The 23,919-nt window shown below is 64.9% G+C and carries 27 protein-coding genes and 1 tRNA gene; 14 read left to right on the top strand and 14 right to left on the bottom strand.

The features are described 5' to 3' along the window. Positions 1 to 80: 80 nt before the first annotated feature. Positions 81 to 1,676: a long-chain-fatty-acid--CoA ligase gene (locus C491_RS02810; RefSeq protein ID WP_049891400.1), complete on the bottom strand. Its 1,596-nt coding sequence runs from the start codon at positions 1,674 to 1,676 to the stop codon at positions 81 to 83. A gap of 199 nt (positions 1,677 to 1,875) precedes the next feature. Between C491_RS02810 and C491_RS02805 the strand changes: the two genes are divergently transcribed. The 3 genes from C491_RS02805 to C491_RS22385 all read left to right on the top strand — a co-directional run bounded on the left by C491_RS02805 (position 1,876) and on the right by C491_RS22385 (position 3,035). Further along, positions 1,876 to 1,947: transfer RNA gene (locus C491_RS02805), tRNA-Ala, on the top strand. A 75-nt stretch (positions 1,948 to 2,022) separates the two neighbouring features. After that, entirely contained in the window at positions 2,023 to 2,262 is a 240-nt protein-coding gene (locus C491_RS02800) for a hypothetical protein (protein WP_005553644.1), read from the top strand. 143 nt (positions 2,263 to 2,405) lie between these two features. Beyond that, positions 2,406 to 3,035: a hypothetical protein gene (locus tag C491_RS22385; protein ID WP_152421269.1), complete on the top strand. Its 630-nt coding sequence runs from the start codon at positions 2,406 to 2,408 to the stop codon at positions 3,033 to 3,035. A gap of 248 nt (positions 3,036 to 3,283) precedes the next feature. On the opposite strand, the gene C491_RS02790 is transcribed toward C491_RS22385, so the two are convergent. Next, positions 3,284 to 4,183 carry a peptidase associated/transthyretin-like domain-containing protein gene (locus C491_RS02790; RefSeq protein ID WP_005553642.1) on the bottom strand — a complete coding sequence of 300 codons (900 nt, stop codon included), beginning with the start codon at positions 4,181 to 4,183 and terminating at the stop codon, positions 3,284 to 3,286. A 378-nt stretch (positions 4,184 to 4,561) separates the two neighbouring features. Between C491_RS02790 and C491_RS02785 the strand changes: the two genes are divergently transcribed. Both C491_RS02785 and C491_RS02780 read left to right on the top strand, forming a co-directional pair. Continuing rightward, positions 4,562 to 5,317, top strand: a complete 756-nt coding sequence (locus C491_RS02785) for a CHRD domain-containing protein (protein ID WP_049891398.1) — start codon at positions 4,562 to 4,564, stop codon at positions 5,315 to 5,317. 611 nt (positions 5,318 to 5,928) lie between these two features. Next, a complete protein-coding gene (locus tag C491_RS02780; RefSeq protein WP_005553638.1) occupies positions 5,929 to 6,834 on the top strand; it encodes a hypothetical protein in 906 nt (301 codons plus the stop codon). Positions 6,835 to 6,990: 156 nt separating this feature from the next. On the opposite strand, the gene C491_RS02775 is transcribed toward C491_RS02780, so the two are convergent. From C491_RS02775 to C491_RS02750, 6 genes are all read right to left on the bottom strand, one after another. Beyond that, positions 6,991 to 7,338, bottom strand: coding sequence for a hypothetical protein (locus C491_RS02775; RefSeq protein WP_049891450.1), 348 nt, complete (start codon positions 7,336 to 7,338; stop codon positions 6,991 to 6,993). A 43-nt stretch (positions 7,339 to 7,381) separates the two neighbouring features. Beyond that, a complete protein-coding gene (locus tag C491_RS02770) occupies positions 7,382 to 9,325 on the bottom strand; it encodes an aldehyde ferredoxin oxidoreductase family protein (protein ID WP_005553634.1) in 1,944 nt (647 codons plus the stop codon). Between the two features lie 248 nt (positions 9,326 to 9,573). Further along, entirely contained in the window at positions 9,574 to 9,969 is a 396-nt protein-coding gene (locus tag C491_RS02765; protein ID WP_005553633.1) for a helix-turn-helix transcriptional regulator, read from the bottom strand. Positions 9,970 to 10,315: 346 nt separating this feature from the next. Beyond that, positions 10,316 to 11,122 carry a 5'/3'-nucleotidase SurE gene (surE, locus tag C491_RS02760; RefSeq protein WP_005553632.1) on the bottom strand — a complete coding sequence of 269 codons (807 nt, stop codon included), beginning with the start codon at positions 11,120 to 11,122 and terminating at the stop codon, positions 10,316 to 10,318. Positions 11,123 to 11,169: 47 nt separating this feature from the next. Continuing rightward, positions 11,170 to 12,633 carry a small ribosomal subunit Rsm22 family protein gene (locus tag C491_RS02755; protein ID WP_005553631.1) on the bottom strand — a complete coding sequence of 488 codons (1,464 nt, stop codon included), beginning with the start codon at positions 12,631 to 12,633 and terminating at the stop codon, positions 11,170 to 11,172. After that, positions 12,630 to 13,382, bottom strand: a complete 753-nt coding sequence (locus C491_RS02750) for a prephenate dehydrogenase/arogenate dehydrogenase family protein (RefSeq protein ID WP_049891397.1) — start codon at positions 13,380 to 13,382, stop codon at positions 12,630 to 12,632. The genes C491_RS02755 and C491_RS02750 overlap by 4 nt, the downstream gene beginning before the upstream one ends. A 102-nt stretch (positions 13,383 to 13,484) precedes the next feature. Here C491_RS02750 and C491_RS02745 point away from each other — a divergent pair, with 102 nt between their 5' ends. Both C491_RS02745 and C491_RS02740 read left to right on the top strand, forming a co-directional pair. Beyond that, positions 13,485 to 13,724: a hypothetical protein gene (locus C491_RS02745; RefSeq protein WP_005553628.1), complete on the top strand. Its 240-nt coding sequence runs from the start codon at positions 13,485 to 13,487 to the stop codon at positions 13,722 to 13,724. Between the two features lie 115 nt (positions 13,725 to 13,839). Then, complete coding sequence (locus C491_RS02740; protein WP_005553627.1) at positions 13,840 to 14,049, top strand: hypothetical protein; 210 nt, start codon at positions 13,840 to 13,842, stop codon at positions 14,047 to 14,049. A 10-nt stretch (positions 14,050 to 14,059) separates the two neighbouring features. Here the strand turns inward: C491_RS02740 and C491_RS02735 are convergent, their stop codons facing one another. Next, complete coding sequence (locus C491_RS02735; protein WP_005553626.1) at positions 14,060 to 14,410, bottom strand: DUF7344 domain-containing protein; 351 nt, start codon at positions 14,408 to 14,410, stop codon at positions 14,060 to 14,062. 80 nt (positions 14,411 to 14,490) lie between these two features. Further along, positions 14,491 to 15,147 carry a helix-turn-helix domain-containing protein gene (locus C491_RS02730; RefSeq protein WP_005553625.1) on the bottom strand — a complete coding sequence of 219 codons (657 nt, stop codon included), beginning with the start codon at positions 15,145 to 15,147 and terminating at the stop codon, positions 14,491 to 14,493. Positions 15,148 to 15,284: 137 nt separating this feature from the next. Between C491_RS02730 and C491_RS02725 the strand changes: the two genes are divergently transcribed. Genes C491_RS02725 through C491_RS02715 form a run of 3 tightly spaced genes read left to right on the top strand, consistent with a single transcriptional unit; the run spans position 15,285 to position 17,595 of the window. Further along, positions 15,285 to 16,298: a thiamine pyrophosphate-dependent dehydrogenase E1 component subunit alpha gene (locus tag C491_RS02725; RefSeq protein WP_005553624.1), complete on the top strand. Its 1,014-nt coding sequence runs from the start codon at positions 15,285 to 15,287 to the stop codon at positions 16,296 to 16,298. Then, positions 16,298 to 17,332 (top strand): alpha-ketoacid dehydrogenase subunit beta, encoded by a 1,035-nt coding sequence (locus tag C491_RS02720; RefSeq protein ID WP_005553623.1) that lies wholly within the window; start codon positions 16,298 to 16,300, stop codon positions 17,330 to 17,332. The genes C491_RS02725 and C491_RS02720 overlap by 1 nt, the downstream gene beginning before the upstream one ends. Then, complete coding sequence (locus C491_RS02715; protein WP_005553622.1) at positions 17,329 to 17,595, top strand: lipoyl domain-containing protein; 267 nt, start codon at positions 17,329 to 17,331, stop codon at positions 17,593 to 17,595. Before C491_RS02720 ends, C491_RS02715 begins: the two co-directional genes overlap by 4 nt. A gap of 12 nt (positions 17,596 to 17,607) precedes the next feature. Here the strand turns inward: C491_RS02715 and C491_RS02710 are convergent, their stop codons facing one another. Beyond that, entirely contained in the window at positions 17,608 to 18,609 is a 1,002-nt protein-coding gene (locus C491_RS02710; RefSeq protein ID WP_005553621.1) for a zinc-binding dehydrogenase, read from the bottom strand. A gap of 121 nt (positions 18,610 to 18,730) precedes the next feature. On the opposite strand from C491_RS02710, the gene C491_RS02705 reads away from it, so the two are divergent. Continuing rightward, positions 18,731 to 19,192 (top strand): hypothetical protein, encoded by a 462-nt coding sequence (locus C491_RS02705; RefSeq protein WP_005553619.1) that lies wholly within the window; start codon positions 18,731 to 18,733, stop codon positions 19,190 to 19,192. Positions 19,193 to 19,473: 281 nt separating this feature from the next. On the opposite strand, the gene C491_RS02700 is transcribed toward C491_RS02705, so the two are convergent. From C491_RS02700 to C491_RS02690, 3 genes are all read right to left on the bottom strand, one after another. Beyond that, positions 19,474 to 20,700, bottom strand: coding sequence for an iron-containing alcohol dehydrogenase family protein (locus C491_RS02700; protein WP_005553617.1), 1,227 nt, complete (start codon positions 20,698 to 20,700; stop codon positions 19,474 to 19,476). Positions 20,701 to 20,766: 66 nt separating this feature from the next. Then, on the bottom strand, positions 20,767 to 21,753 hold the full coding sequence (locus C491_RS02695) for a ring-cleaving dioxygenase (protein WP_005553615.1): 987 nt from the start codon (positions 21,751 to 21,753) through the stop codon (positions 20,767 to 20,769). A 116-nt stretch (positions 21,754 to 21,869) separates the two neighbouring features. Further along, complete coding sequence (locus C491_RS02690) at positions 21,870 to 22,433, bottom strand: OsmC family protein (RefSeq protein ID WP_005553613.1); 564 nt, start codon at positions 22,431 to 22,433, stop codon at positions 21,870 to 21,872. A 101-nt stretch (positions 22,434 to 22,534) separates the two neighbouring features. Here C491_RS02690 and C491_RS02685 point away from each other — a divergent pair, with 101 nt between their 5' ends. The 3 genes from C491_RS02685 to C491_RS02675 are packed head-to-tail and all read left to right on the top strand — an operon-like array spanning position 22,535 to position 23,918. Continuing rightward, the gene (locus C491_RS02685) at positions 22,535 to 22,804 is read left to right on the top strand and encodes a hypothetical protein (RefSeq protein WP_241431286.1); all 270 of its coding nucleotides are present in this window, start codon (positions 22,535 to 22,537) and stop codon (positions 22,802 to 22,804) included. Further along, on the top strand, positions 22,801 to 23,643 hold the full coding sequence (locus C491_RS02680) for a BKACE family enzyme (RefSeq protein ID WP_005553611.1): 843 nt from the start codon (positions 22,801 to 22,803) through the stop codon (positions 23,641 to 23,643). The genes C491_RS02685 and C491_RS02680 overlap by 4 nt, the downstream gene beginning before the upstream one ends. A 59-nt stretch (positions 23,644 to 23,702) precedes the next feature. Next, complete coding sequence (locus C491_RS02675; RefSeq protein ID WP_049891396.1) at positions 23,703 to 23,918, top strand: hypothetical protein; 216 nt, start codon at positions 23,703 to 23,705, stop codon at positions 23,916 to 23,918. Position 23,919: the final 1 nt, after the last annotated feature.

The raw sequence follows: 23,919 nt of genomic DNA, 5'->3' as shown, positions 1-23,919 counted from the left end.
TTCATTATACTCCTTGCGGATGGGTCAATCGGTGTCGAGAGCGAAAGGGGAAGTTGGAACGCGAGTCGAACGCGTTCGGTCTACTGCTGGCCGACGCGGCGCTCGGCGTCGTCCCAGTACTCCTCGCGGAGCTCGTACTTCTGGACCTTCCCCGTCGCCGTCTCGGGAAGATCCTCGACGATCTCGACGCTGGTGGGCTTCTTGTAGCCCGCCAAACGGTCGGTGACGAACTCGACGATTTCGTCCACCGTCGGATCGGCGTCCCCGCCAGGAACGATCAGCGCCTTCGGCGTCTCGCCCCACTGCTCGCTCGGAACCGGAATGACCGCGGCCTTCTGGACGTCGGGGTGGTCGTAGAGGACGTCCTCGAGTTCGATGCTCGAGATGTTCTCCCCGCCGGAGATGATGATGTCCTTCTTGCGGTCCTGGATCGCGACCATCCCGTCCCCGTCGATCGTCGCGAGGTCGCCGGTGTGGAAGTACCCCTCGAGGCGCTCGGAGAACGCTCGTTCGGTGGCATCAGGTTTGTTCAGGTAGCGATCCATCACCTGGTTACCCCGGACGACGATCTCGCCGATGGTATCTCCGTCGCGGGGAACGTCCTCGCCGTCCTCGTCGACGACCCTGACGTCCGTACAGAGCGTCTCGGCGCCCTGTTTGACCTTGAGTTCGCGTCCGCGCTGGGCGAGCCGTCGCGGCGAGTTGCTCGTCGTGATGATCGGCGCAGTCTCCGTGAGGCCGTAGATGTGGATGATCCGCCAGTCGAACTCGTCCTCGACGGTTTCGATGGTCGCCGTGGCGGGGGCGCTCCCTGCAGTCGCGATCCGAACATCGCGGTCGCCGGCCGTCTTGACGTCGTTTTCTTCGTGGTACTGGATGAGGGAGTTCAGCACCGTCGGCGCACCGCACATGAACGTCACGTCGTACTCTCGGACCCGGTCCAAGACGCCCTCGGCGTCGAAGGTGCGCTGGCAGACGTGGGTCCCGCCGGTACCCGTGATCGCGTACGTGTGCCCCCAGCCGTTGCAGTGGAACATCGGCAGCGTCCAGAGGTAGGTGTCGTCGTCGCGGATCTCCATGTGCTGGTTGAGCACGAGGGCGTGCCAGTGTTCGGTGCGGTGGGTGCGGACGACGCCTTTCGGATCGCCCGTGGTCCCCGAGGTGTAGTTGATGCTGGCGTCGTCGTCCTCGCCGATGTCGGGTCGGTCGGGTTCGTCGGTCGGCTGGTCCTCGAGGAGCGCCTCGTAGTCGGTCCACTCCCCCTCGATCTCGTCGGCGCGGTAGCCGACGAACGTCTCGGCCGGGATCGAGTCGCGGATCGGCTCGATCTTCTCGGCGTACTCGTAGTCGGCGATCAGGGTGTTGGCCGCACAGTCCCCGAGGATGTACTCGTACTCGCCGCTGGTCAGCCGATAGTTCAGCGGGACGAACACCGCGCCCAGCTTGTTCGTCGCGTACAGCGTCTCGATGAAGTAGTGAGTGTTCGGCGCCAGCAAGGCCACCCGGTCACCCTGGCCGACGCCGCCCTCCTCGAGGGCATGTGCCAGTTGGTTCACCCGCTCGTTCACCTCCGCGTAGGTGTACTCCGTCCCGTCGTGGGCAACGACCCCCGTCACGTCGTCGTAGAGGTCGACGGCCCGGTCGAGGAAGTCCGTGGTCCGCATTGCCGTTTTCATGGGTCCCGTTCACATCCAATGGCAGTATCTGCCTAATCTTTTATCATGCACACGGATGCCCGCCGTCGATTCGGCGCTCGAGGCGACTGCGATCGAAAGAGGGGCGTGGCTGGAGATCACGTACCGTGTCCTTCCCCGCCGCTGTCACCCGATATCGAGGGGTTTATACCGATGTGTGCGAAAACAGGGAGTGCAGAGAGGGCTCGTAGATCAGTGGTAGATCATCCCCCTGGCACGGGGAAGGCCCGGGGTTCAAATCCCCGCGAGTCCATGCGACGTTAACTTCTTCAGACCTTCTACTTCCCGCCTTGCGTTCTCTACGGCGTTCTACTGTCCACCGGTACACATGCTCGAGACAGGGGTTGACGACTGGCTGGCGTACTACGATCACACGCTTTCGGTCGACGAACACCGCGAGGTGGCTGAACGAGCAATGCGAGACGAAGGTGGAGACCGTCTGACGACGATCTCGACGGCGACGAGCAGCTGGCTGCAGCGGAAGGCGCTCGCAACCAGCAGTGCGAGCAGGCTCAAGACTACTGAGAGGACGGCGAAGACGACATTTCATTATACCGGTGTTTGGTAATCAGCTCATGTGTGAGATTACGAGTAGAGGGTAGGAATATCTCGGGAGTGATCTCGACAGAGAGAATCTTCACTGACCATCACTTCACACAACGAAGTCAGCTGCCAACAATTTTATTTAATTGAAATTGAAATTCTTCTATAATGCTACAAGGCGATCTAAGTGAGGTTCAAGCTGATGCACGGGCGCAAAATTTTGTTCGTGTCATCGAACGGTTTGTTAGCTCTCTAAACGAACAAGCTGGTGAAGATCACGCAGCCGATGTTCTTCTCGACGGTGCTATTTTACAGGGTCAGAAACTCGAACAACACCCTGAACGCTTCATCGAGAAGGAGCTGGTAGACCCTGTATTGCGAGTTCTCGGATACCGGCCTCGATTTCAACCAACTGGTTTCAATGGCTTAGATCGGCGCTATCCTGATTTCACGGCGCTCAATCTCGATGTGACGAATTTTGGTGAAGTCAAAAAGCCAGGGAAGATATCGAATGCCCGAAAAGAGTCCTTTGAATACCTGACGATGGCTGAAGACCGTCCCATCGTCGGGATCGCGACTGACGGCTTCGTCTGGATTCTTCATTCTGCGATTGAATCAGACGACGCACCGACGTACACCCATCACGTTGCGCTTCATGACCTTTATAAGAAGATACGACTTGAGCAGACACAACCGAACGCGAAACGTCGGTCACGAAACCATCTCAGAGAACTCTCGCGTGATTTTGTGAGTGAGTTCAACAGCGATTACATAGAACATCTGGTAAGCAACAAGTAGCAATCCCAGAACGATAGCCAGTTGACTTTGCATCGTTCTCGCTGCTGCGTCTCAAAGCTGTAGCTATCGCGATAATGTCCGAGAAAGGTCTTGAGATCGTTACATCCGTCCCAGTCACCATATCAAAAGTGGATCGGCGTCAGTTGACGTGAGTGCAGTTGCCCAGATATCCGAACGGAGTCGTGCCTGTTCGATCTCAAGAACTCACTCGTGAAGTGACACAACCCTACCGGGATTTTGCCCGTGAGTCACTCGAGCTCGAGTTCGACGGTCAGTTCGCTGTCGCCGTCGTGGGTGTGTTCGACCGTCGTCGGTTCGTAGTCGTCGTGATCGACCTCGATCGTGTACTCGTTCTCGTAGATCAGATTGTGGTGGTAGCCGTCCTCGCCGGTGAGGCCGGTAAACTCGAGGGGGATGTCGGCCTCGTGGGGTTCGCCTTCGCCGCTGACGACCGCGCCCGAGACCGGTTGGCCGTCGAGGTCGACGGCTCGGAGGATGAGCTCCGCGTGGTCGGGCGCCTCGTCCTCGGACGGGTTGGCGTCCTCGTCGGGTTCGTCGGTGTCTACTTCGACGTCGAGTTCGGCCGTGACCTCACTCGGGCCGTCGTGGGTGTGTTCGATCGTGGTCCCCTCGTAGTCGGGATGGTCGATCTCGATCGTGTACTCGTTCTCGTAGATCCGGTTGTGATGGTACCCCTCCGATCCCGTCACGCCCGTGAACTCGAGGGGAACGTCGGCGTCCAGGGGCTCACCCTCACCGGCGACGAGCATCGCTTCGGCCGGATCGCCGTTGGCGTCGATCACCCGGAGGGTGAACTCCGACAGTTCGGGTTCCTCCGCTGCCGAATCGTCGTCCTCGTCCGTCGACTCCGACTCCGCCTCGGGGTCGTCTCCGTCCTCGTCCGCCTCGGTGTCATCTTCGTCTTCACTCCCCTCCTCCGCTTCAGCATCATCCTCGTCCTCGTCTTCGCTTGCCTCTTCCTCGGCGTCGTCTCCATCCTCGTCCGTCTCGCCCTCGAGTTCGTCGGTCTCCGCGTCGTCCACACCCTCTCCGTCGTCGTCGCCGTCGGTTTCGTTCCCGTCGTCCGACTCTGACTCCGAACCGTTCGCGGACTCCTCGTCCGTACTACACCCGGCGAGAGCCGACATTCCGCCCGCCAAAACCAGCACTCGTCGTCGATTCCAACGGCCTTGAGACGTCATGGATACATCTCAGCTATAAAACGTATAGTTCTGGCTGTTTCTCGAGGCTCGATGAACGATCGCTTCGGGGACGTGCTCCCCTCGCTCGGACTCGAGGGCTGGCTCCGAGTTCGTACTCAGTCGTCCGGGCGCTCCCAACCTCGCTATAGTGCCGAAGACCGTGTCAGACCCGCAAGCAGGAAATCAATCGCCTCGGGGCTGCCGTGCCGATAGGTGAGTAAGTTACGACCAGTTAATATTAGAAAGCCTGAAACTCAGATATTTACGTAAAATGGATTTATCGCGTTTCGCAGAAATATCTCTGCTACTGTAGTTCAGCTATACATGACTGATGATCTCCGATCCAGGCGATGGGTGCTACGGGCAACAGGTGTAACCATCGGTAGCGGACTCGCAGCGGGGACTGCGGGTGCGAATACCGACGACGAAACCGATCTCGAGGATCTTCCGACGACGTTCGCTGCGGAGCTCACGCCGGAGTCCGTTCCGCGGGAGGTCGAGACGGAGGCAAGCGGCACCGCCACGTTCGAGGTCGACTTCGAGGAGCGAGCCGTCCACTACGTGCTCGACGTCGACTACCTCTGTGATCCGACGGACGCACATATCGGGTACGGAGCCGACGGCGAGTCCGGAGAGCCGTTCGTTCAGCTCTACCCCGGTGCAGACGGCGACTCCGTCGAGGGACGGTTCGACGGAATCCTCGCAGAGGGAACTCTCACCGTCGACGAGTTACTCGAGGCGTTCGAGCGACACGATCTCGAGCGGGTCGCAGCCAAGCTGGCCGAGCGAGAGATCTACGTCGGCGTGGCTACTGAGGCCCATCCCGAGGGTGAGATCCGCGGGCAGATCGTCCTCGAGGACGAGTCGTCCGCAGAGCCGGATACCGACGAGAGAGCGGGATCGGATGCGACGAAATCCGAGCCCGAGGAGGAAGACGGTGGGGAGTCCGACACCGACGACACAGACACGGAAACGGAAGACGCTGAAGAATCCGACGCCGAAGCGGAGGACGACGACGAACCGGTCTACCGTGCACCTGCCGATCCCCAGGATCCGGCGGACGACGATGACGCGGACTGAACTCGTTCGCGTCTGAGAACGGGTACCGCTCTCGAGTCGAGTGAGTCGCGTTTTCGGGGGAACCGATCGTCGAGAACCAAGTCCGATATCCGCCGGTCGATCCATTCGTGATACAGGTGGACCCCCCTCGGCGCTCGGCCTATCTCGAGCCGACTCGATCGGTGGGTACGTTGTGTACGCCAACCCTACCGCCGATCGAATGGGAATCTCACCGATAGATTCCGCTCTATGACAGTACTACACGTCAGCAGAGCTGGGAAAGAAGGTCGTCGGTGGCTACAGGTCAGGCTTCGAAACGACTCATTCTCCGTCTGACGGTCGCGTTACCTGTGTTCGCTACGATTTCGGCGTCACACGGGAACTGTCCCGAACGTGTACAGTATCATGATTCAAATAGTTCGGCGCGACGAACGGATCCCGGCAGGCACGTAAGCAGTATCTAGGGTTTTCGGCGGTGATTCTCTCTCGAGCGGAGCTGAGTAGCTTGCAGATACTTACTATCCGGTCTCTGGTTAGCTGTTCCCGTGCACCCGATGCATGGCGGCGATAGCCGCTTCGGGTGTGCAGAGCTACCAATGGTAAATATATCAAAACGTGCGATTGCGCTCGTAATGGCGCTGATGATGGCGGTGGCCATCGTCAGCGGTGCTGGCGTGATTGCGACCGATGACGACTACGAGGAGGAGAAAGTCGACGACGGCGTCGACAAAGAAGAGGTAGAGAAAGCCGACGACAAGGCTGACGAGGAGGCTGACGAGAAGGTTGACGACAAGGCTGACGACGTCGACGACAAGGCCGACGAGAAGGTTGACGACAAGGCTGATGACGTCGACGAGAAGGCCGACGACAAGGCTGACGATGTCGACGAGAAGGCCGACGACAAGGCTGACGACGTCGACGAGAAGGCCGACGACAAAGCTGACGACGTCGACGAGAAGGCCGACGACAAGGCTGACGAAGAGGTCAACGACAAGCACGACGACGTCGATGAGAAGGCCAACGACAAAGTCTGCGCTGACGAAGAGGTCGACGAGAAGGTCAACGACAAGAACGACGAGAAGGCTGACGACGTCGACGAGAAGGTCGACGAGAAGGTCAACGACAAGCACGACGACGTCGATGAGAAGGCCGACAAGAACGACGAAAAGGCTGACGACAAGAACGACGAAAAGGCTGACGACAAGAACGACGAAAAGGCTGACGACAAGAACGACGAAAAGGCTGACGACAAGAACGACGAAAAGGTCGACGAAAAGGCTGACGACGTCGACGAAAAGGTCGACGAAAAGGCTGACGAGAAGGTCGACGACAAGGCTGACGACAAGGCCGACGAGAAGGTTGACGACAAGGCTGACGACGTCGACGAGAAGGTCAACGACAAGGCCGACGAGAAGGTTGACGACAAGCACGACGACGTCGACGACAAGGCCGACGAGAAGGTTGACGACAAGCACGACGACGTCGACGACAAGATCGGCGAGAAGGTCGACGACGTGAAGAACAGCTACTACTGCTAACCGCTGGTAGCACCTCGAGACCGCCGCTATTCTTTGCGGAGATTCGTTCCACGAGAGACGTCCCGAGCAATGGATCGACGTTCGCTCACTGCATCGCTATCGACGCCGGCAGATCGGATCGCGAACCGGTCCGTCCGGTCCCGAGTTTGTGAGCGTTCATTCGTCGACAGCGGTCGTCGGATCCGGATACGTCTCGAGGTCGGTGATCGTTTCGTCGAGACATCCCTGATCGGTTTCGTAGTAGTGGCGGCGTTGAATCCACTCGAGCCGACGGTTGTACCTGATTTCGACCCGCTCCCAGACGTCCCCGTCGCCGTCGGGAGCCGAGCGGATCGAGACGGTCTCGAACGCCCGGAGCTCGTAGTCGCCGTCGGCGTACCCGGTCAGCTCGAGGGTCGTTCGGGCGGGCTCGAGTTCGGCGGCGGCATGCTCGAGCAGTCGGGACGCTAACTGGTCGAGGTCTGCGAGGCGCGGCGGTCCGGGCTCAGGTTCGGGTTCGGTCATCGGGACGATCGCCACCAAAAAAATCACCGCACGCGAACCGGTCTCAGTCGTCGCTCGGTGCCGCACCGGCACTGTCGCCGGCGCTGACGCCGGTGCCGGGACCGATCTCGATCTCGAGCGCCTCGAGTTTCTCGTCGGGGACGACGCCGTCGACCCAGCCGCGGTGCTCGTAGTACTCCTCTTTCATCTCCTCGAGCTCGCAGTACTCGCCCTCGCTTGCGCCCTGGCCGGGCGTGCCGCCCTCCTCGAGGAAGACCTCGGGCAGGGAGTCGTCGTCGCCGTCGAAGCCGACGAGGTTGTTGTAGTACCGCTCGAGGTTGTAGATGCGCTCGCCGGTCTCCATCAGCTCGTCCTCGGTGACGTCGAAGCCGGTCATCCCGTTGTACTGGGAGACGTACTCCTCGATCCCCTCGGCGAAGGCGTTGAACTTGCAGATGTCGAACGAGTCGGAGATGGCGTGAAGGTCCTGGAACTCGGCGGTGAGTTCGCCCTTGCCCTCGTACTCGTAGGGGTCGACCTTCTCGGGGATGCCCAGAATCTCGGCGGCAGGGGTGTAGCCGCGCAGGTGGCAGGCGCCGCGGTTCGAGGTGGCGTAGCCGATCCCCATTCCCTTCATGCAACGGGGGTCGTAGGCCGCGATGGCCTGACCCTTGACGTCGAGGCGGCAGTCGTGGGCGTCGATCGCGTCGGCGAACCGCTCCTGGCCCTCCGCGAGCAGGTCTGGAAGCTCGCCGTCGCGGTTGGCGATGCGCTCGATCATCTCGATCATCTCGTCGGCGTCGCCCCACTCCATTCCCTCGTCGACGTCGTCGAGCTTGCCCTCTTCGGTGGCGTCCATCGCCATCGCCATGATGTTGCCCGCCTCGATCGTGTCGATCCCCATGTCGTTACAGCGGTCGATCATCACCGCGATCTTGTCTCGGTCGTCGTTCAGCGAGTTCGTGCCGAGTGCCCAGGCGGACTCGTACTCGAACGACTCCATCCGGACGTTCATCTCCTCGCCCTTGTGCATCACGTCGACCTCGACTTCCTTCTTGCAGGCGACGGGACAGGAGTGACAGGTCGGCTCGTCGACGAGGATGTTCTCGCGGACGTTTTCGCCGCTGATGCGCTCGGCGTCGAGAACGTTCTCCCCGCCCTGTTCGGCGTCGTTGTAGGAGATCGCCGAGGTGTACCGGCCGTTCTTGGTCGGGTGGCCGTCCATCTCCTCGGTGATGTTCATCAGGACGTTGGTGCCGTACATCGAGAGCCCGCCCTCGTTGGGCGCGGTGACGTCGGACTCGGTGATCGCCTGCATCGCCTGCTGGTGGCCCTCCTTGAACGTCTCGGGGTCGGCAGGCTGGGGCATCTTCGTGTTGGACTTGATGACGACGGCCTTGAGGTTCTTCGAACCGGCGACGCAGCCGGTGCCGCCCCGACCGGAGGCCCGGTCGTCCTCGTTCATGATGCAGGCGTACCGGACCTGGTTCTCGCCGCCGTCGCCGATCGCCATGATCGAGAGGTTCTTGCCGTACTGGCCGTCGACCTCCTCCTCGATCGTGTCGCGGGTCTCGTGGACGCCTTTGCCCCAGAGGTGGGAGGCGTCCCGAAGCTCGACCTCGCCGTCCTCGACGAAGGCGTAGACCGGTTCGTCGGCCTCACCCTCGAACAGCAGGCCGTCGAACCCGGCCCACTTCAGTCGGGCGCCCGACCAGCCGCCGTGGTGGCTGTCCGTGACCGTCCCGGTCAGTGGCGACTTCGTACAGATGGCGATCCGACCGCTCATCGTCACCTGTGTCCCCGACAGCGGGCCGTTCATGAACGCCAGCAGGTTGTCCGGCCCGAGCGGATCGACGTCCGCTCCCTGCTCGAAAACGTACTTTACCCCCAGTCCGCGCGCACCGATATACTTCCGTGCGTCCTCCTCGTCGATACCTTCGTAGTTTACCTCGCCCTCGCTGAGGTCGATGCGCGCGACGTTGTCTTGGAATCCGCCGATATCGGTCATTGTAACGTATGATCAGTACATTCGTCCCGGGGCTTGTTAGGTGTTGCCGTATAGAGGTAACCGGTAGCGGTTACAACAGTCGGCCGTCGGCCGAATCGCTCCGGTCGCGATCGATCCTGGCCACCGGTGGTGGGAATCTCGCCCGAAGACCGTGTTCGAACGATTCGAGCACCGGGCGACGCACTCCAGCGGAAGGCGCGAGGAGATGTCTCTGGCAAAAAGCGTCTCGAACACGATCCGAACTCCGACTACTCGTTGAGGTGAGAACGGTATCCCTTCGGCTCGAACCCGCGCCGACAGATCACGCGTTTCTGTCCCACCGTGATCGCACTGACCTGATCGTCGTCTTCCATCTGTTCGACGACCGCGCGCAGGTGTTCCTCCGACCAGTTGGTCTCCTCGAGAACCGTCGATTCGTCGACGCGCCCCCCGCGTTTGACGAGCAGGCGCAACACCTTGTCGTCGTCGGGGAGCTGTCGATCGTCCGTGCCGTACTCGATCTGTTCGGCGTAGCTCAGTGTTTCGTTTCGCTGCTCCTCGGTGGGCTCTGTCTCCGTTTCGGCCCCGGGGTCGGCGTCGTCAGTGTCGGCTGACTCCTTTGACCAGAGCGACGAAAGCCGTGTCCAGAGTGTGTTAAATACCATCTGTTGATCTCCTCCGCTGTAAGTATCGCTGCTTGAGCGTCGGTCTACCTTGCACTTGTGTTCGGTCCGTTATATACTTGGTCTGCTGTCGAGTTCGGTTTGTGCTCATGCGATCCCGGCCGAATAGCGACGGCCTTGCGAGGCGCAAGTCGACCGAACCGGTTCGCGAGGCCGATGGGGTCCGTCGATGTCGGCGTTGCGCGGTGGCCCCAGAGCGTTCTGTCCCGGCACGAGCACCAGTATCGGTTCTCGAGCGTGTCGTACGGACGGGAGGACGTGGGAGACAGAAACAGTTCCGGATCGCGCCGAATTTACGAGCAGTATCGGAGAACGTCCCGGGGCGAGTTCACCTGCTGGCCGCGGTGACCGTCTCGAGGTACGTCTCGGCCAGCGCCTCGAGCGCCTCGTGGTGGTTCGTCGAGTGCGGTGCCGTCAGCGGCGAGATGCTGATCCGACCCTCGGCGACGGCCCGTCGGTCCGTCCCCTCGGGATCCGGAATCGTCTCGGGATCCATCGACTCCCAGATCCGGTCGGTGAGGTGGACGGCGCCGCCGTTTCGCTCGGCGTCCATCTCGTAGCGCTTCGACGGCTGGGTGATCTCGATCGGTGCGGGATCCGTGTCCGGCAGGGGGACGTTGACGTTCAGGTAGGCCGCGTGCTCGAAGATCCCCGCCTCGAGGGCGTGTTCGGCGAGGTAGGAGGTGACGCGGGTCGCCTCCTCGAAGTCGGCTGGCTCGACCTCGAGTTCGTCGAACGTGATGTCTCCCAGCGGGACGTACAGCGAGGTCGCGATCGCGGGCACGTCGAAGAAGGCCGCCTCGACGGCCGCACTGATCGTCCCCGACCGGCCGAGCACGTACTCGCCGAGGTTCGCGCCCCTGTTACAGCCCGCGACGACGAGGTCCGGTTCGGGACCGAGTTCGGCCAGTCCGGCGACGACGCAGTCGGCCGGCGTGCCCTCGACGGCGTAGCCGAGTTCGTGTTCCCGAACGTCGACCGCGTGGGAGATCGATCGGCCGCAGGCGCTCTGGTCGTTCGCTGGCGCGACGACGGTGACGTTCGCGTGCTCCGCGAGGGCGTCGTGAAGCGCCCGGATTCCCGTGCTGTCGATCCCGTCGTCGTTCGTCAACAGGATCTCGAGAGTGTCGCTCATATCGGGTTCTCGGACGGCGGTGCGAAAAGGACTCCGGAAGGGGCGAGCTACCCGATCCGGTCGACGATCGTCTCCTCGTCGACGACCAGGTTGTAGGCCTCCTCGTCGTCGTTCCAGAGGACCAGGATTCCCTCGAAGGTGAGCACCTCGCCGTAGTCGGCCTCGAGCAGCGGCCGGTTGAGCGAGCTCTCCCGCGTGAGGACGGCGTAGTGGTCGACGGCCTCGCTGCCGTCGCTGATCTTGAACAGCGGGTTCGAATCCTCGCCCGAAAGCGAGCGGCTGAGTTTCGCTGCGGCGAGGTCGACACGGTTGGTGACGTGGCGCTCGGACTCGGCCATCTTCGCCCAGTCGCTGGTCGCGAGGTCGATCTCGATCCGGCGTCTTCCGTCCAGACGGAGCAGCGAGTAGGAGAACTGGACGTCGACGTTGACGAACTCGCCGGGAGCGTGGTCGGCGTCGTCCTCGGGCGTCGCCTCGTCGAGCCGGCGCTGGAACGACGGCACCGCCAGATCGGGCCGGGCATCGAACGACCAGCCGCGATCGGTCGGCGTCGCGCCGGGCCAGAGCCGAACCGTCGGGCCGTAGACGGTGACTTCGCGGGCCGACGAGTCGTCTGCGTCGGCCGCGACCGTCGTCCCCTCGAGGTCACGTTCGAGGTCGCGAAGCTCGATGCTCGTGTTCCTGTCCGCGGGCGCCATCCCGAGGAACGTCCCGTCCGATTCGAGGGCCTCGAGCGCCGAGCGGGCGATCGCCTCGGCGTCCGCGAGTTCGCTCAGCACGTTGCAGGCGAGCACGAGGTCGAACCCCTCGCCGTCGCCGATCGACTCGAGGGCGACGTCCTCGACGGGGTCTCGGTGGATCGTCGGGTGGACGTTCCGCCCGGTCTCCTCGAGCAGCGGTTCGAGGACGTCGGCGGCCGCGCTGGGTTCGATCGCGTGGTAGTCGACGACGGCGTCGTCGGGGAGGTAGTCACAGAGCCCGAGGGCGGGGCCGCCGACGCCGGCGCCGATGTCGAGGACGCGAAGCTCCCGGCCCAGCAGCCCCCGCTCGGCCAGATCGTCGAGCGCGTACTGTACCGCCGCGTAGTAGCCCGGAAGATGGTAGATCGCGTAGCCCGCGGCGACGTCGTCGTCGTACTCGACGGGCCGACCCTCGAGGTAGCGGGATTTGAACCGCCGGATCGTCGACCGCAGAAGCTGGCCCGTCCCGTCGCGATGCCAGTCGACGCCGTAGCGGTCGACGAGCAAGTTCTCGAGGCGCTCCCCGTAGCGGTCGGGAAAGCGCTCGACGGGGCCGCGACGCGGACTCACGGGCTCGTCTCCGACCGGGACGAAGGTCCCGTCCTCGCGCTCGAGCAAGCCTAGCGAGACGGCGTCCTCCCGGAGGTGTTGGCGGACGACCGCCGGATGGGGGCTGCCCTCGACGTAGTCACAGATCTCTTCCGGGTCGATCGGCCGGACGTTTCGCAGGTACTTCGCGTTCGAACGGATCGCCTCTCGTTGGTCGGTCATTCGTGATCTCCCTCCTCGTGTAGCTTCCGCGCCGCCTCCGCGTACAGGGCCTCGAACTCGTCGTGGTCGGCGTCGGCGAGCGCTCCGGCGGCGTCGGCGACCGCCTCGGCCCCGTCGAAGGTCTCCTGAATGTCGGCGTAGACTCGGGGCGTTCCCGCCGTTACTCGCGATGCGATCCCCCGCAGCTCCTCGTAGATCGGCGTCTCGAATCCCTCGGGGACGTCCTCGGCCGCCAGCGCGAACGCGAGGACGGCGGCGTGAGTCGCCGACTGGACCGTCTCCATCGCCTCGTCGTGTTCTTCGGGGGTCGTCTCGACGAGGTCGTTCCCTCGATCCTCGAGGGCCTCGAGCACCGCTACGGTCGTCGGTCCCGCGTTCTCGCGGACGACCGCGATCGAGCCCGGCGCCCGTTCGGGCGCAAAGAGTGGATGGAGGCTCGCACGCTCGAGATCGGGGGCGTGTCGAGCCATCGCCGCAAGCGGGTCGGTCATCGCCCCCGAGACGTCGACCATGGCTTCTCCCGCCCTCGAGGCGTGAGCGGCGATCGCCTCGTCGGCGTGGGAGAGGGGGACCGCGATACAGACGACGTCGTAGGTCCCCTCGTCCTCGAGGGAAGCGGCCTCGCCCCCGACGGCGTCCGCAGCCGCGACCGCAGCCGCCGGATCGACGTCGGCGAAGGTGACCTCGCTGTCGACGGCGTCGCCGAACCACGTCCCCATGGCCCCCGCGCCGACGATCAGTACGTCCATTGGGGTGATGTACCCGACGGCGTCGCAAAAGGCGTTCGATCGGTCGGCCGATCCCGCAAGCACGAGGCCTATCCTCGCGAGTCGAGAACCTCGACGTATCCGATGACCGAGGACTCACAGTTACCCCTCGAGCGCAGAGACGTGATGAGACTCACCGGCCTGGCCGCGGTCGGCTCGCTGGCCGCGCTGGCCGGCTGTAGCGACGACGACGGCGAGGACGACGACCAGGTCGACCACCCGGACGAGGCGAACGACTCCAACGGCGGCGGCGGCGGTCCGATCGACGAGGAGAACGAGACCGGCGGCAGCCCCGACGAACGCGACGACGAAAACGAGAGTTGACGGTCGCCGTCGACAGCCGCGTTCGTCCGTCTCGATGGACCGTTCAGTGACGATATAAATACCGTCTGCGACAGACGGCATCGTTCGTATCGGCTTCGAACGATCAGTGACGGTGATGCCTGATATTGGGAGTCCGTTCGGCGTGGACCTGGCGACGACGATCTTCGGCGCGGGACTGTCGCTGGTCGTCTCGGCCGGAGCAATGACCTACGAGGACCAGATCACCGGCTGGACGTCGGCGGAGATGATCGGCGCCACGGGCCTGGGGCTCGTGGCGGTCGGGGCGGTGCTGGGGATCGTGCTGGTGCTCATCGGCCTCAGGTAGGCCCGTACGGTCACCGACCGTCGTTCCGGGCCGACCGAACCGTCTCCTCTCGAACCCGGAGCAGCTGCCAGGCGGCGTGAGTCCCCTCGTTCGTGCGGATCCTTCCGCTTTCTCGGTCGTACTCGATCACGCCCAGATCCGCCATCTTCGGCAGGTGCCAGTGATAGAGCGCGACCTCGAGCCTGGTTCGCTCCGCCGGCCGGCCGTCGTTCTCGGTTCCGACGAGTTCCGCGGCGACGGCCTCGAGCGTCGTTTCGGATCGCGTCCGGAGCACGCGAAGGAGCCGCCGCCGAGTCCGGTGAGCGCAGACGTCGTGAATCCCGTCGACCGCGTCGGACGCGTCGTGGCTGGGGGATATCATACCCCCGTGTAGACCCTCGTCTATCTTCGACCGTTGGGCGGTTACGACAACCAGTTTATAACGGAACCCGTTCGGACCGCTCACTCCGATCGAGGGAAGGGAAGAGCTGCTCGGAGCACCGCGTTGGCGCCGCGGCGGACGCGCTCGGAGGCGGCCTGCTGGGAGATTCCCAGCTCGTCGGCGATCGCGGTGAGGTCCGTCTCTCGGGGCACCTCGAAGTAGCCCCGCTGGACCGCGAGGACGATCGCCTCCCGCTGACCGGGTGTGAGCTCGAAGCGCCGTCCCGCCCGTGAGGCCTCCGCGAGCGGATGGACCCGGCCGACGTGGATCGAGATCGATCGCTCGGAACAGTACTCGGAGAACCGCTCGACCAGCTCGTTGCTCGGGAACCGGACCCGGAAGTACCAGCCCTCCTCTGCCGTCATCGCCTCGAGGACGACGGCCTCGGAATCGGCGAGCCCGCCCAGGAGCCCGTCGGCGTCGTTCGACCACACCGCCCGGTACAGCGCGGTGCCGTCGATCCGATCGATCTGGCTGATGCTCTCGATATCCGGCTCCGAGCCGACGTGGCGCTCGAACGCCTCGAACCCCTCCCCGGTCGCCCAGAAGTACGGGATAACCTGTCCCCCGACCGGCACGATCGCCTCGAGTTCGATCTCCATGCGCTCGACCGTCTCGAGCGCCGAGCCGAAGACGAACTCCTCGGTCGCGATGCTGAACTCTACGATGACGCTCATGTGAGAGTCCTACGAGCGGCCGAGCTATACGCTGTCTGCCGTCTCCTGCGGCTCCTGTGGCTCGGCGAACACCTATATGTGGATTCGTATCGATACTGCTGGCACATATCATGGTAGCTGATAGCGAATTACAATCCATGTTCGAGGACATGGTGACGGCGCGGTACTACGAGGAACGCCTCCAGGAGGAGTACCTCGAGGGGAAACAGCCGGCGTTCGACATCTCCGCCGGGCCGATCCCCGGCGAGTTACACCTCGCGGCGGGCCAGGAGGCCGCCGCCGCGGGCGTCTGCCGACACCTGCGCGACGACGACACCGTGACGGCGCCACACCGTCCCCACCACGTCGCGATCGCGAAGGGCGTCGATCTGGAGCGGATGACGGCCGAAATATTCGGTCGAGAGACCGGGCTGAGCAGCGGGAAAGGCGGGCACATGCACCTGTTCGACCCCGACGCGGGCTTCGCCTGCAGCGGCATCATCGCCCAGGGCTGTCCCCCCGCGGTCGGTGCGGGGCTCGCGGCGAAAAAGCGCAACGAGGACAGCGTGGCCGTCGCCTTCCTCGGCGAGGGCGCGATCAGCCAGGGGGCGTTCCTCGAGTCGCTGAACCTGGCCGCAGTACAGCAGCTGCCCGTCGTCTTCGTCGTCGAGGACAACGACTGGGCGATCAGCATGCCCAAGGAGCGGGTCACCGACGTCGCCGACGGCTCGCAGCGTGCCGGTGGGTTCGACATGCCGGGCGTCCGGGTCGACTACGACGACGCGACGGCCGTCTACGACGCCGCCAAGGAGGCCGTCGGTCGGGCGCGGGCCGGCAACGGGCCGACGCTGCTCGAGGTGCAGGTCCACCGACGGATGGGCCACTTCATGGGCGACCCCGAGAGCTACCGGCCGGACGAGGACGTGGAAGCCGCCCAGGCCCGGGACTCGATCGAGCGCCTCGCCGACGACCTCCGGAGCGAGGGCCTCGAGGATGAGGAACTCGAGGCGATCCGCGAGGAGGCCCGCGAGCGCGTCGACGAGGCGATCAAGTGGGCGAAGGAACAGCCCGAGCCCGATCCGGACGCGGCCTACGAGGACGTCTTCGTCAACCCGCCGTCGGGCGTGACGACAGAGGAACCGACCCACGAACTCGCCGGAGGTGACGACTGATGTCCGAGCAGCAAGAACGTCAGCAGGTGATCGAACGCGAACTGACGATGAGCCGCGCGATGGTCGAGGCGATCGCCCACGAGATGCGCGAGGACGAGGAGGTGTTCTACATGGGCGAGGACGTCGCCGACTACGGCGGCATCTTCGACAGCACGGAGGGCCTGCTCGAGGAGTTCGGTCGCGACCGGATCATGGACGTCCCGATCAGCGAGACGGCCTACCTCGGGGCGGCCGTCGGCGCCGCACAGGAGGGGATGCGCCCCATCGCGGAGCTGATGTTCGTCGACTTCTTCGGCGTCGCGATGGACCAGATCTACAACCAGCTGGCGAAAAACACCTACATGAGCGGCGGGGCGGTCAACGTCCCGATGGTGCTCACCGCGGCCGTCGGCGGCACGTACAACGACGCCGCCCAGCACTCCCAGACGCTGTACGGCACCTTCGCCCACCTGCCCGGCATGAAGGTCGTCGTCCCCTCGACGGCCTACGACGCCAAGGGGCTGATGCACAACGCCATCCGCGACGACGACCCCGTCGTCTACCTGTTCCACAAGCGCCTGATGGGGATCGGCTGGATGCCCGCTCCCGACGGTCCGAAGACGCCGGTTCCAGAGGACGACTATACGATCCCCTTCGGCAGCGCCGACGTCAAACGCGAGGGCGAGGACGCCACCGTCGTCACGCTCGGCCTGCATGTCCACCGAGCGCTCGAGGCTGCCGACGCCCTCGCCGAGGACGGCATCGACGCCGAGGTGATCGACCTCCGAACCCTGGTGCCGCTCGACACGGAGACGATCCGCGAGTCGGTCGCGAAGACCGGTCGACTGGTCGTCGTCGACGAGGATTACCGGTCCTACGGCGTCACCGGCGAAATCATCGCGGGCGTCGCCGAGGGCGGACTCGAGGAGCTCGAGGCGGTCGAACGGGTCGCTGTGCCCGACGTACCGTTGCCCTACGCCCGGCCGATGGAGAACGAGGTCATTCCGGACAGCGAGGACATCGAGCGCGCGGTTCGCGCCGCCCACGACGAATGAGCGGGACCGACGACCGCGTCGCCGTCGCCGCGAGCGACGTCTGGCCCGAGGACGTCGAGGACGACGAGACGGCCGTCGTCGTCAACTGGTTCGCCCGGGAGGGACGCCGGGTCGAGGAGGGCGAGACGATCTGTGAGATCCAGATCGAGAAGGTCAGCATCGACGTGCCAGCTCCCGTCACTGGGGAACTCGTCGCGATCGAACGCGGCGAGGACGCCGAACTCACGCGCGAGGACGTCCTCGCTTACGTCGCTCCCGGCTGACGGGGGCTCTCGTCACTCGTTGACCAGCAGCAGCTTCCCGACGAAGTCGCCGTCCTCGCCCAGACGGTGGGCGTCGGCGACCGCGTCGAACCCGAACCGCTCGTCGACGTGCGGTTCGACCGCGCCGTCGTCGACCAGCGCCGCGATGTCGGCGAGCTCCTCGCCGATCCGTTCCTGGCGCTCGCCGAGTATTACCGGCAGGATGACGAGGACGACGCCGAGCTCGAGCGAGTTCATGTGCATCGGCGAGAGATCGAGTTCTCCAGCCGCGCTCGACTCGGTCGTGACGACGGTCCCGAACGGTCGTACCGCCTCGAACGCCGTTTCGAGGTGGTCGTCGCCGATGGGGTCGAAGACGGTGTCGAAGCCAGCGCCGCTGGCGTGCTCGGTGACGTACGACTCGACGTCGGTCTCGGTGTAGTCGACGGTCGCGTCGGCGCCCAACTCGGCGGCGAGTTCGCGCTTCTCGTCGCTCGAGCCCGTCGCGGTCACCTCGGCGCCGAACCACTTTGCGACTTGTACGCCGATGTGGCCGACGCCCCCGCTGGCGCCATAGACCAGCACCTCCTCGTCGATGTCGACGGTCGTCTTGTCGGCGAGCATCTCCCAGGCGGTGAGCGCGACGACGGGCAGGGCCGCGCTCTCCTCGAGCGGAATCGCCTCGGGAGCGCGGGCGAACGTCCCCGCGTGGCCGACGACGTACTCCGCGAGCGCGCCCTGTCGGCCCGCGCCGCCGGGCATGCCGTAGACCTCGTCGCCCGCCTCGAAGGCCTCGACGTCCTCGCCGACGGCGTCGACGACCCCCGAGACGTCACAGTGCAGGATCGCGGGCATCTCGGGACCGATATCGGCGAGGTCGCCCCGCCGAATCTTGTAGTCGACCGGGTTGAGGCTGGTCGCGGCGACCTCGACGCGGATCTCTTCCGGGCCGGGATCGGGGACCTCGACGGTCGTCTCGGTGAAGTTGTCCGGATCGCCGTACTCCTCGAGCACGTAGGCGGTCATCTCGCTCATCGTGGCTCGAGGGAGGGGCCGCCGCCCGGAGTATCCCGCGCTTGCGGAGGGACGTGCCGGAACGGGAGCATCGTGTCGGCTCGGTAAACATTCAACCTCATGGCCGTCGAACCGACGGGCAATGACGCGGGTCCTACTGGAACCGTTCCGCGACGAGGACGGCGACTGGACCAGCCCGTCGGGACGGGCGGGCGAGTTCCTCGTCCTGCTCGTCGGGCTTCCGATATTCGCCTGGTTCGCGGCCGTCGATCTGGGCGGGCTCGCGGTCGGCGACGGCTGGTTCGCGCTCGCGGTCGGCGTCTGGGCCGGGTTCGCCTACGCGGCGTTCTTCCGGGAACGGCTGCTCGAGGCCGTCCCTGACGACCTCGGTGGCTGGACCCTCGTCTCACTCTTTACGGGCGGGTTCGGGCTCTCCATCCTCGAGGTCGTCCACCTCGGGGCGCCGACGGCACTGTTCGTCCTCGCGGCCGGAGCGACGGTGCTCGCCGTCTCGATGCTCAGGCTCGTCTCGCCGCTCCACGACGGGATGGAACCGCAGCGACGGGGCGTCGAACCGCCCGCGTCGGTAGACGTTGAACGATAGCAGTAGATCGTCGCACAGTTCGCATTCTCGAACGAAATTCGCGTTACGTACAGCGAACTTTTTTACCGAGGGCATCGGCTGACGCCGATGGCGTCAGCCTCAACCCCCGGCAAAAAACTTCGATGAAAAAAGGCCGACGGCTCGCCTACGGGGCTCGCCGTCGGTGAAACGCCTCGCTTCGCTCGGCGTATGCTTCTCAGTTCCATACGCCGACCTACGTAACAGTTCGAGCTATTCCGAGTCGCCCGAACAGAGAGCGCGTACTCCCACCTACTGAGAACTTACCACGCTTCCTCGAGCACGCCCTCGATCTCCTCGGCGGTCGGGTCGAGTCCCGGCGGGGCGTTGGCCATGAAGCCGTCGGCGAGGATCGCCTCCGCGACGTCGCCGAACTCGTCGTCTTCGACCGGCTCGAGGTCCCGAAGCCGGAACGGCAGTCCGAGCTCGTCGCGCAGTTCGGCGACCCGGTCGGCGACCGCGGCGCCGTGGTCGGCGGCCTCGCCGACGCCCAGCGCGTCCGCGAGCAGCCCCGCCCGTGCATCGATGCCCTCCTGCTCGAAGAGATAGCGCAGAACGTGGGGGACGACGACGGCGTGGGCGACCCCTTGCTGGAGGTCGTAGGCGTCCCGCAGGCCGTGGCCGAAGGCGTGGACGACCGACAGCGTCGTCCCGTCGGGACGGGAGATCCCGTACTGAACGAGGATCAGGCCCTCGAGCAGGGTCTCGAACGTTTCGACGTCGCGATCGCCCCGCCCGAACGCCTCGAGCCCGTCCCCGAACTTCTCGAGGCCGTGTCTGGCCGTCGCGTCGGTTACCGGGGTCGCGTTGGCGGCGTAGATCGTCTCGAGACCCTTGTCGAAGCCGTTCATCGCCGACCCCGCGAGGATCGAGTCGGGCGTCGTCGCGACCAGTTCGGGGTCGTAGAACGCCGCGGTCGGCATCAGCTTGGGATCCGAGATCCCGCCGCCGAGCTCCTCGTCGACCAGCCCCGAGTGGGGCGCGGCGGTGATCCCGGCGCCCGTCGAGAGGTCGGCGCCGGCCAGCGTCGTCGGGACGGCGACGATCGGGACCAGCCCGTCGCTGGGAACGTCGATCGTGCCCGTCTGGGCGAACTCCTCGGCGATCCGATCGCGCGAGCGGTCGCTCGCCGCGAGGACGCTTACGGCCTTCGCAACGTCGAGGCTGCTCCCGCCGCCGAGGCTGACGAGGACGTCCGCGTCTTCGGCCTCGAGTCGATCGAGCCCGTCGAACGCCGTGCCGAGGCGCTTGTCGGGCGTCGTCTCGTCGAAGACGCCCGCCAGCCGGTCGCCGAGTCCCTCGCGAACGGGGTCGATCACCTCTGACGTGTCCCCGACCGTGGAGCCACAGACCACCAGCGCGCGCTCGAGGTTCAGCCCCTCGAATTCGGCCTCGAGGTCGCCGGTACAGCCCGCACCAAACCTGATCGTCGCCGGGTGGTACTCGAACCGGAACGCCGGATCGCGCGTCGTCTCGTCGGTTGCGGTCATGACTTCCCGTAGGATGGGGCCACAGTAAAAAGCGACAGCGGCGTCAGCCGGCCCGAGGGTGCGAGCTCAGTCGCTCGCGCCGACGGTCGGCCCGTCGAACGGCGGCAGCTGGGCCTCGATCCGCTCGCGCTCGTCCTCGAGACGCTCGGGGAGAACGAGTTCGGAACCCAGCTCCGCGGGATCCTCGTCGACGGCGAACCCGGGCCCCGTCGTCGCCATCTCGAAGAGGACCCCGCCGGGCTCGCGGACGTAGATCGACTGGAAGTACTTTCGGTCGATCACCTCGGTCGGCGAGAGCCCGTGGTCCGCGAAGGCCTCGCGCCACTCCGCTTGCTCCTCGACGTCCTCGACCGTGAACGCGACGTGGTGGACCGTCCCGACGCCCATTCGACCGCGGCCGACATCGGTCTCGACCAGGTCGACGATGGAGCCCGGTCCGCCCGTTGCACTCCGGTAGCGCCGTCGGCCGTCGGTTTCGTCCTCGAGGTCGTACCCCAGGACGTCGGTCAGCACGGCCACGGTCGGCTCGATCGAATCGACCGCGAGCGTCACGGCGTGAAAGCCCCGCAGCTGGTGTTCCGCGGGAACCGGGCTGTCGGCCCAGGGCGTCGCGTTCGGTTCGTCGCTCGCGGTATCCGAGGCCCGTTGCGCCTCGCTCGCGGCCACCAGCTCGAGTCCGATCCCGTCCGGGTCCTCGAACTGGAGAACCGTCTCGCCGAATCGATTCTCGACGTCGACCGCAACGTTCCGCGACTCGAGGCGGTCGCGCCAGTAGTCGACCGACCCCTGCGGAATCCGATAGGCGGTTGCCTGCGTCTGCCCCGCACCGAACTGTCCAGGTCGGCCCTCGTCGGTCCACGGGAAGAACGTAATGTTCGTCCCGGGCGTCCCCTCCCCGTCGCCGAAGTAGAGGTGGTAGGTGCCGGGATCGTCGTGGTTGACGGTCTGCTTGACGAGGCGCAGTCCCAGGGTTCCGACGTAGAAGTCGGCGTTTCGCTGCGGGTCGCCCGCGATCGCGGTCACGTGGTGGAGGCCGGGCGTTTCGGGTGCCATACCGGAGAGAGGCGCTCGAGCCTTGAGACGTTTCGCTCACACCGGTGTTACGGGGTGACGCCAACGTTATCGGGAGTAGAGTCGTCGAAAACGGTCCGTCTCGGACGGACCGCGTCTCACTCGATTTCGAGCCGAGTCACGAGCGGAATCTCGTTCGTGACGATATCCATCAGCGGCGAGGTCGCCTCGACGCGTTCGCGCAGCTCCTCGAGACGCTCCTCCGACGCGTCGGCCTCAATGTGGGTCGTACAGGTGATCGACTCGTAGCCGGGTCGGACGTCCTCGTCGAGCCCGAGGAACCCTCGCAGGTCCACGTCACCGTTCATCTCGAACCGGAGGTCGTCGAGTTCGATCCCCATGGCCGCGGCGTTGGCCGCGTAGCCGACGGTCAGACACGACCCAAGCGCACCCAGCAGTAGCTCGACTGCGTTGGGGCCCGTTCGCTCGCCCAGGATCTCCTCCGGCTCGTCGCCCTGAAGCGTAAACTCCCGTGTATGGACGGTTTCTCCCGCCTGATCGAACTCGTCGATGATCGTCGTCGCCTTCAGCGCGTCCTCCCACTCGGTTTCGGCTCGGAAGGTGAACGCCCCGACGGCAGCATCGTCGTCGATCGCCTCCATCGCTCCCTCGAGGGCGGAGACATCGACACCGTTGACCGTGGTTTCTTCTCTGGTCGCCATTGTTGACTCACCGACCTTCCCTCCGACGGCCGCGATCATAGCCTAGCTAGATACCCTCTAGCTTTCTATCGGGTCCGCTCTAACTCGCTCGAGTTTCGCCGATGAGAATAGTTACCATCGGACGGAACGTACCGGCGAACGTGACCTGCCCGCACCTCGAGTACCGCGACCGAGCCGACGACCGGCGCTTCGACGAGCCACGAGCGTACTGTACCATCGCCGACCGGTTCGTCCAGCCGATGCGCGCCGATATCTGCAACGACCGTTACGAGCTCGCACACGACCGTCACTGCGAGATCTATCTCGAGCACACCAGCGGGGACACGGACGGTGGAGGCGAGATCGGCGATCCGGAGGCGACGAACGAATGAGCTACGACGACTACCTCGCCGGCGACCCCCTGATCGTCACCGCGGCGCTGACGGGGGGCATCCACGGGAAGGAGGCGAACCCGAACCTCCCGGAGACGCCCGAGGAGATCGGTCGGGCCGCCGCGGCGGTCGAGGAGGCGGGCGCCGCAGTCGTCCACCTCCACGCCCGCCGGCCGAACGGCGAGCGCAGCTTCGAGACCGAGCGCTTTCAGGCGATCGACGACGCGGTTCGTCGATACGCCGACGACGTGATCATCCAGCACTCGACCGGCGGCACGGGCGCGCCCGACGACCGGCGCCACCTCCCGCTGCGGACCGATCCGCCGCCGGAGATGGCCTCGCTCGACATGGGTCCGCTGAACCGGTACGATCACCTCACCAGCGAGAACACTCGGGGACTGGTGGATGCCCTCCACGAGGAGATGGTCGACCGCGGGATCAAGCCCGAACTCGAGGTGTTCAACGACGGCCACGCCAACGAGGTTCGGGGACTGCTCGAGCGCCGCGAGCTCGCCGACCCCGTCTACGCGACGCTGATCTTCGGCCCGGGAACACTCACCCCGCCGACGCCGCGGAACTTCCTGACCGCCGTCTCTAACCTGCCCGACGGTGCGCTGTTCAACACGCTCGGCTTCGGGCGCCACCAGCTGCCGTTCGCGACGATGGGGATCCTCTTCGGCGGCCACGTCCGGGTCGGCCTCGAGGACAACGTCTACTACCGGCGGGGCGAACTCGCCGAGAGCAACGCCCAGCTTGTCGACCGAGTCGTCCGTCTCGCCGAGGACCTCGGTCGCCCCGTCGCGACCCCTGCGGAGGCGCGGTCGATCCTCGGGCTCTGATCCAGGGCCAGTCGTCGAAATCCTTATATCCCTCATTGGCATGTAAGGCATTAACACACATGCAAGGATGCTCGGATCAAGCGCTGTTAGCCACGCTTGCCGAGCGGGGGCCGGCGGAGATGGTGACGTTAGCCGACGAGTTCGAGACCCACCCCGTGACGATCACCGAACGCTGTTACGAGCTTCAGTCGGACGGCCACGTCCGCCAGATCTCGGGCGGCGTCTACGTGATCACCGACGACGGCAGGGCCTACCTCGAGACGCTCTCGGAGTGAG

It is taken from the genome of Natronococcus amylolyticus DSM 10524 (assembly GCF_000337675.1).
Classification (GTDB): Archaea; Halobacteriota; Halobacteria; order Halobacteriales; family Natrialbaceae; genus Natronococcus; species Natronococcus amylolyticus.
Note: the sequence above shows the minus strand (reverse complement) of the source record. Positions and strands in the feature narration are given on the sequence as shown.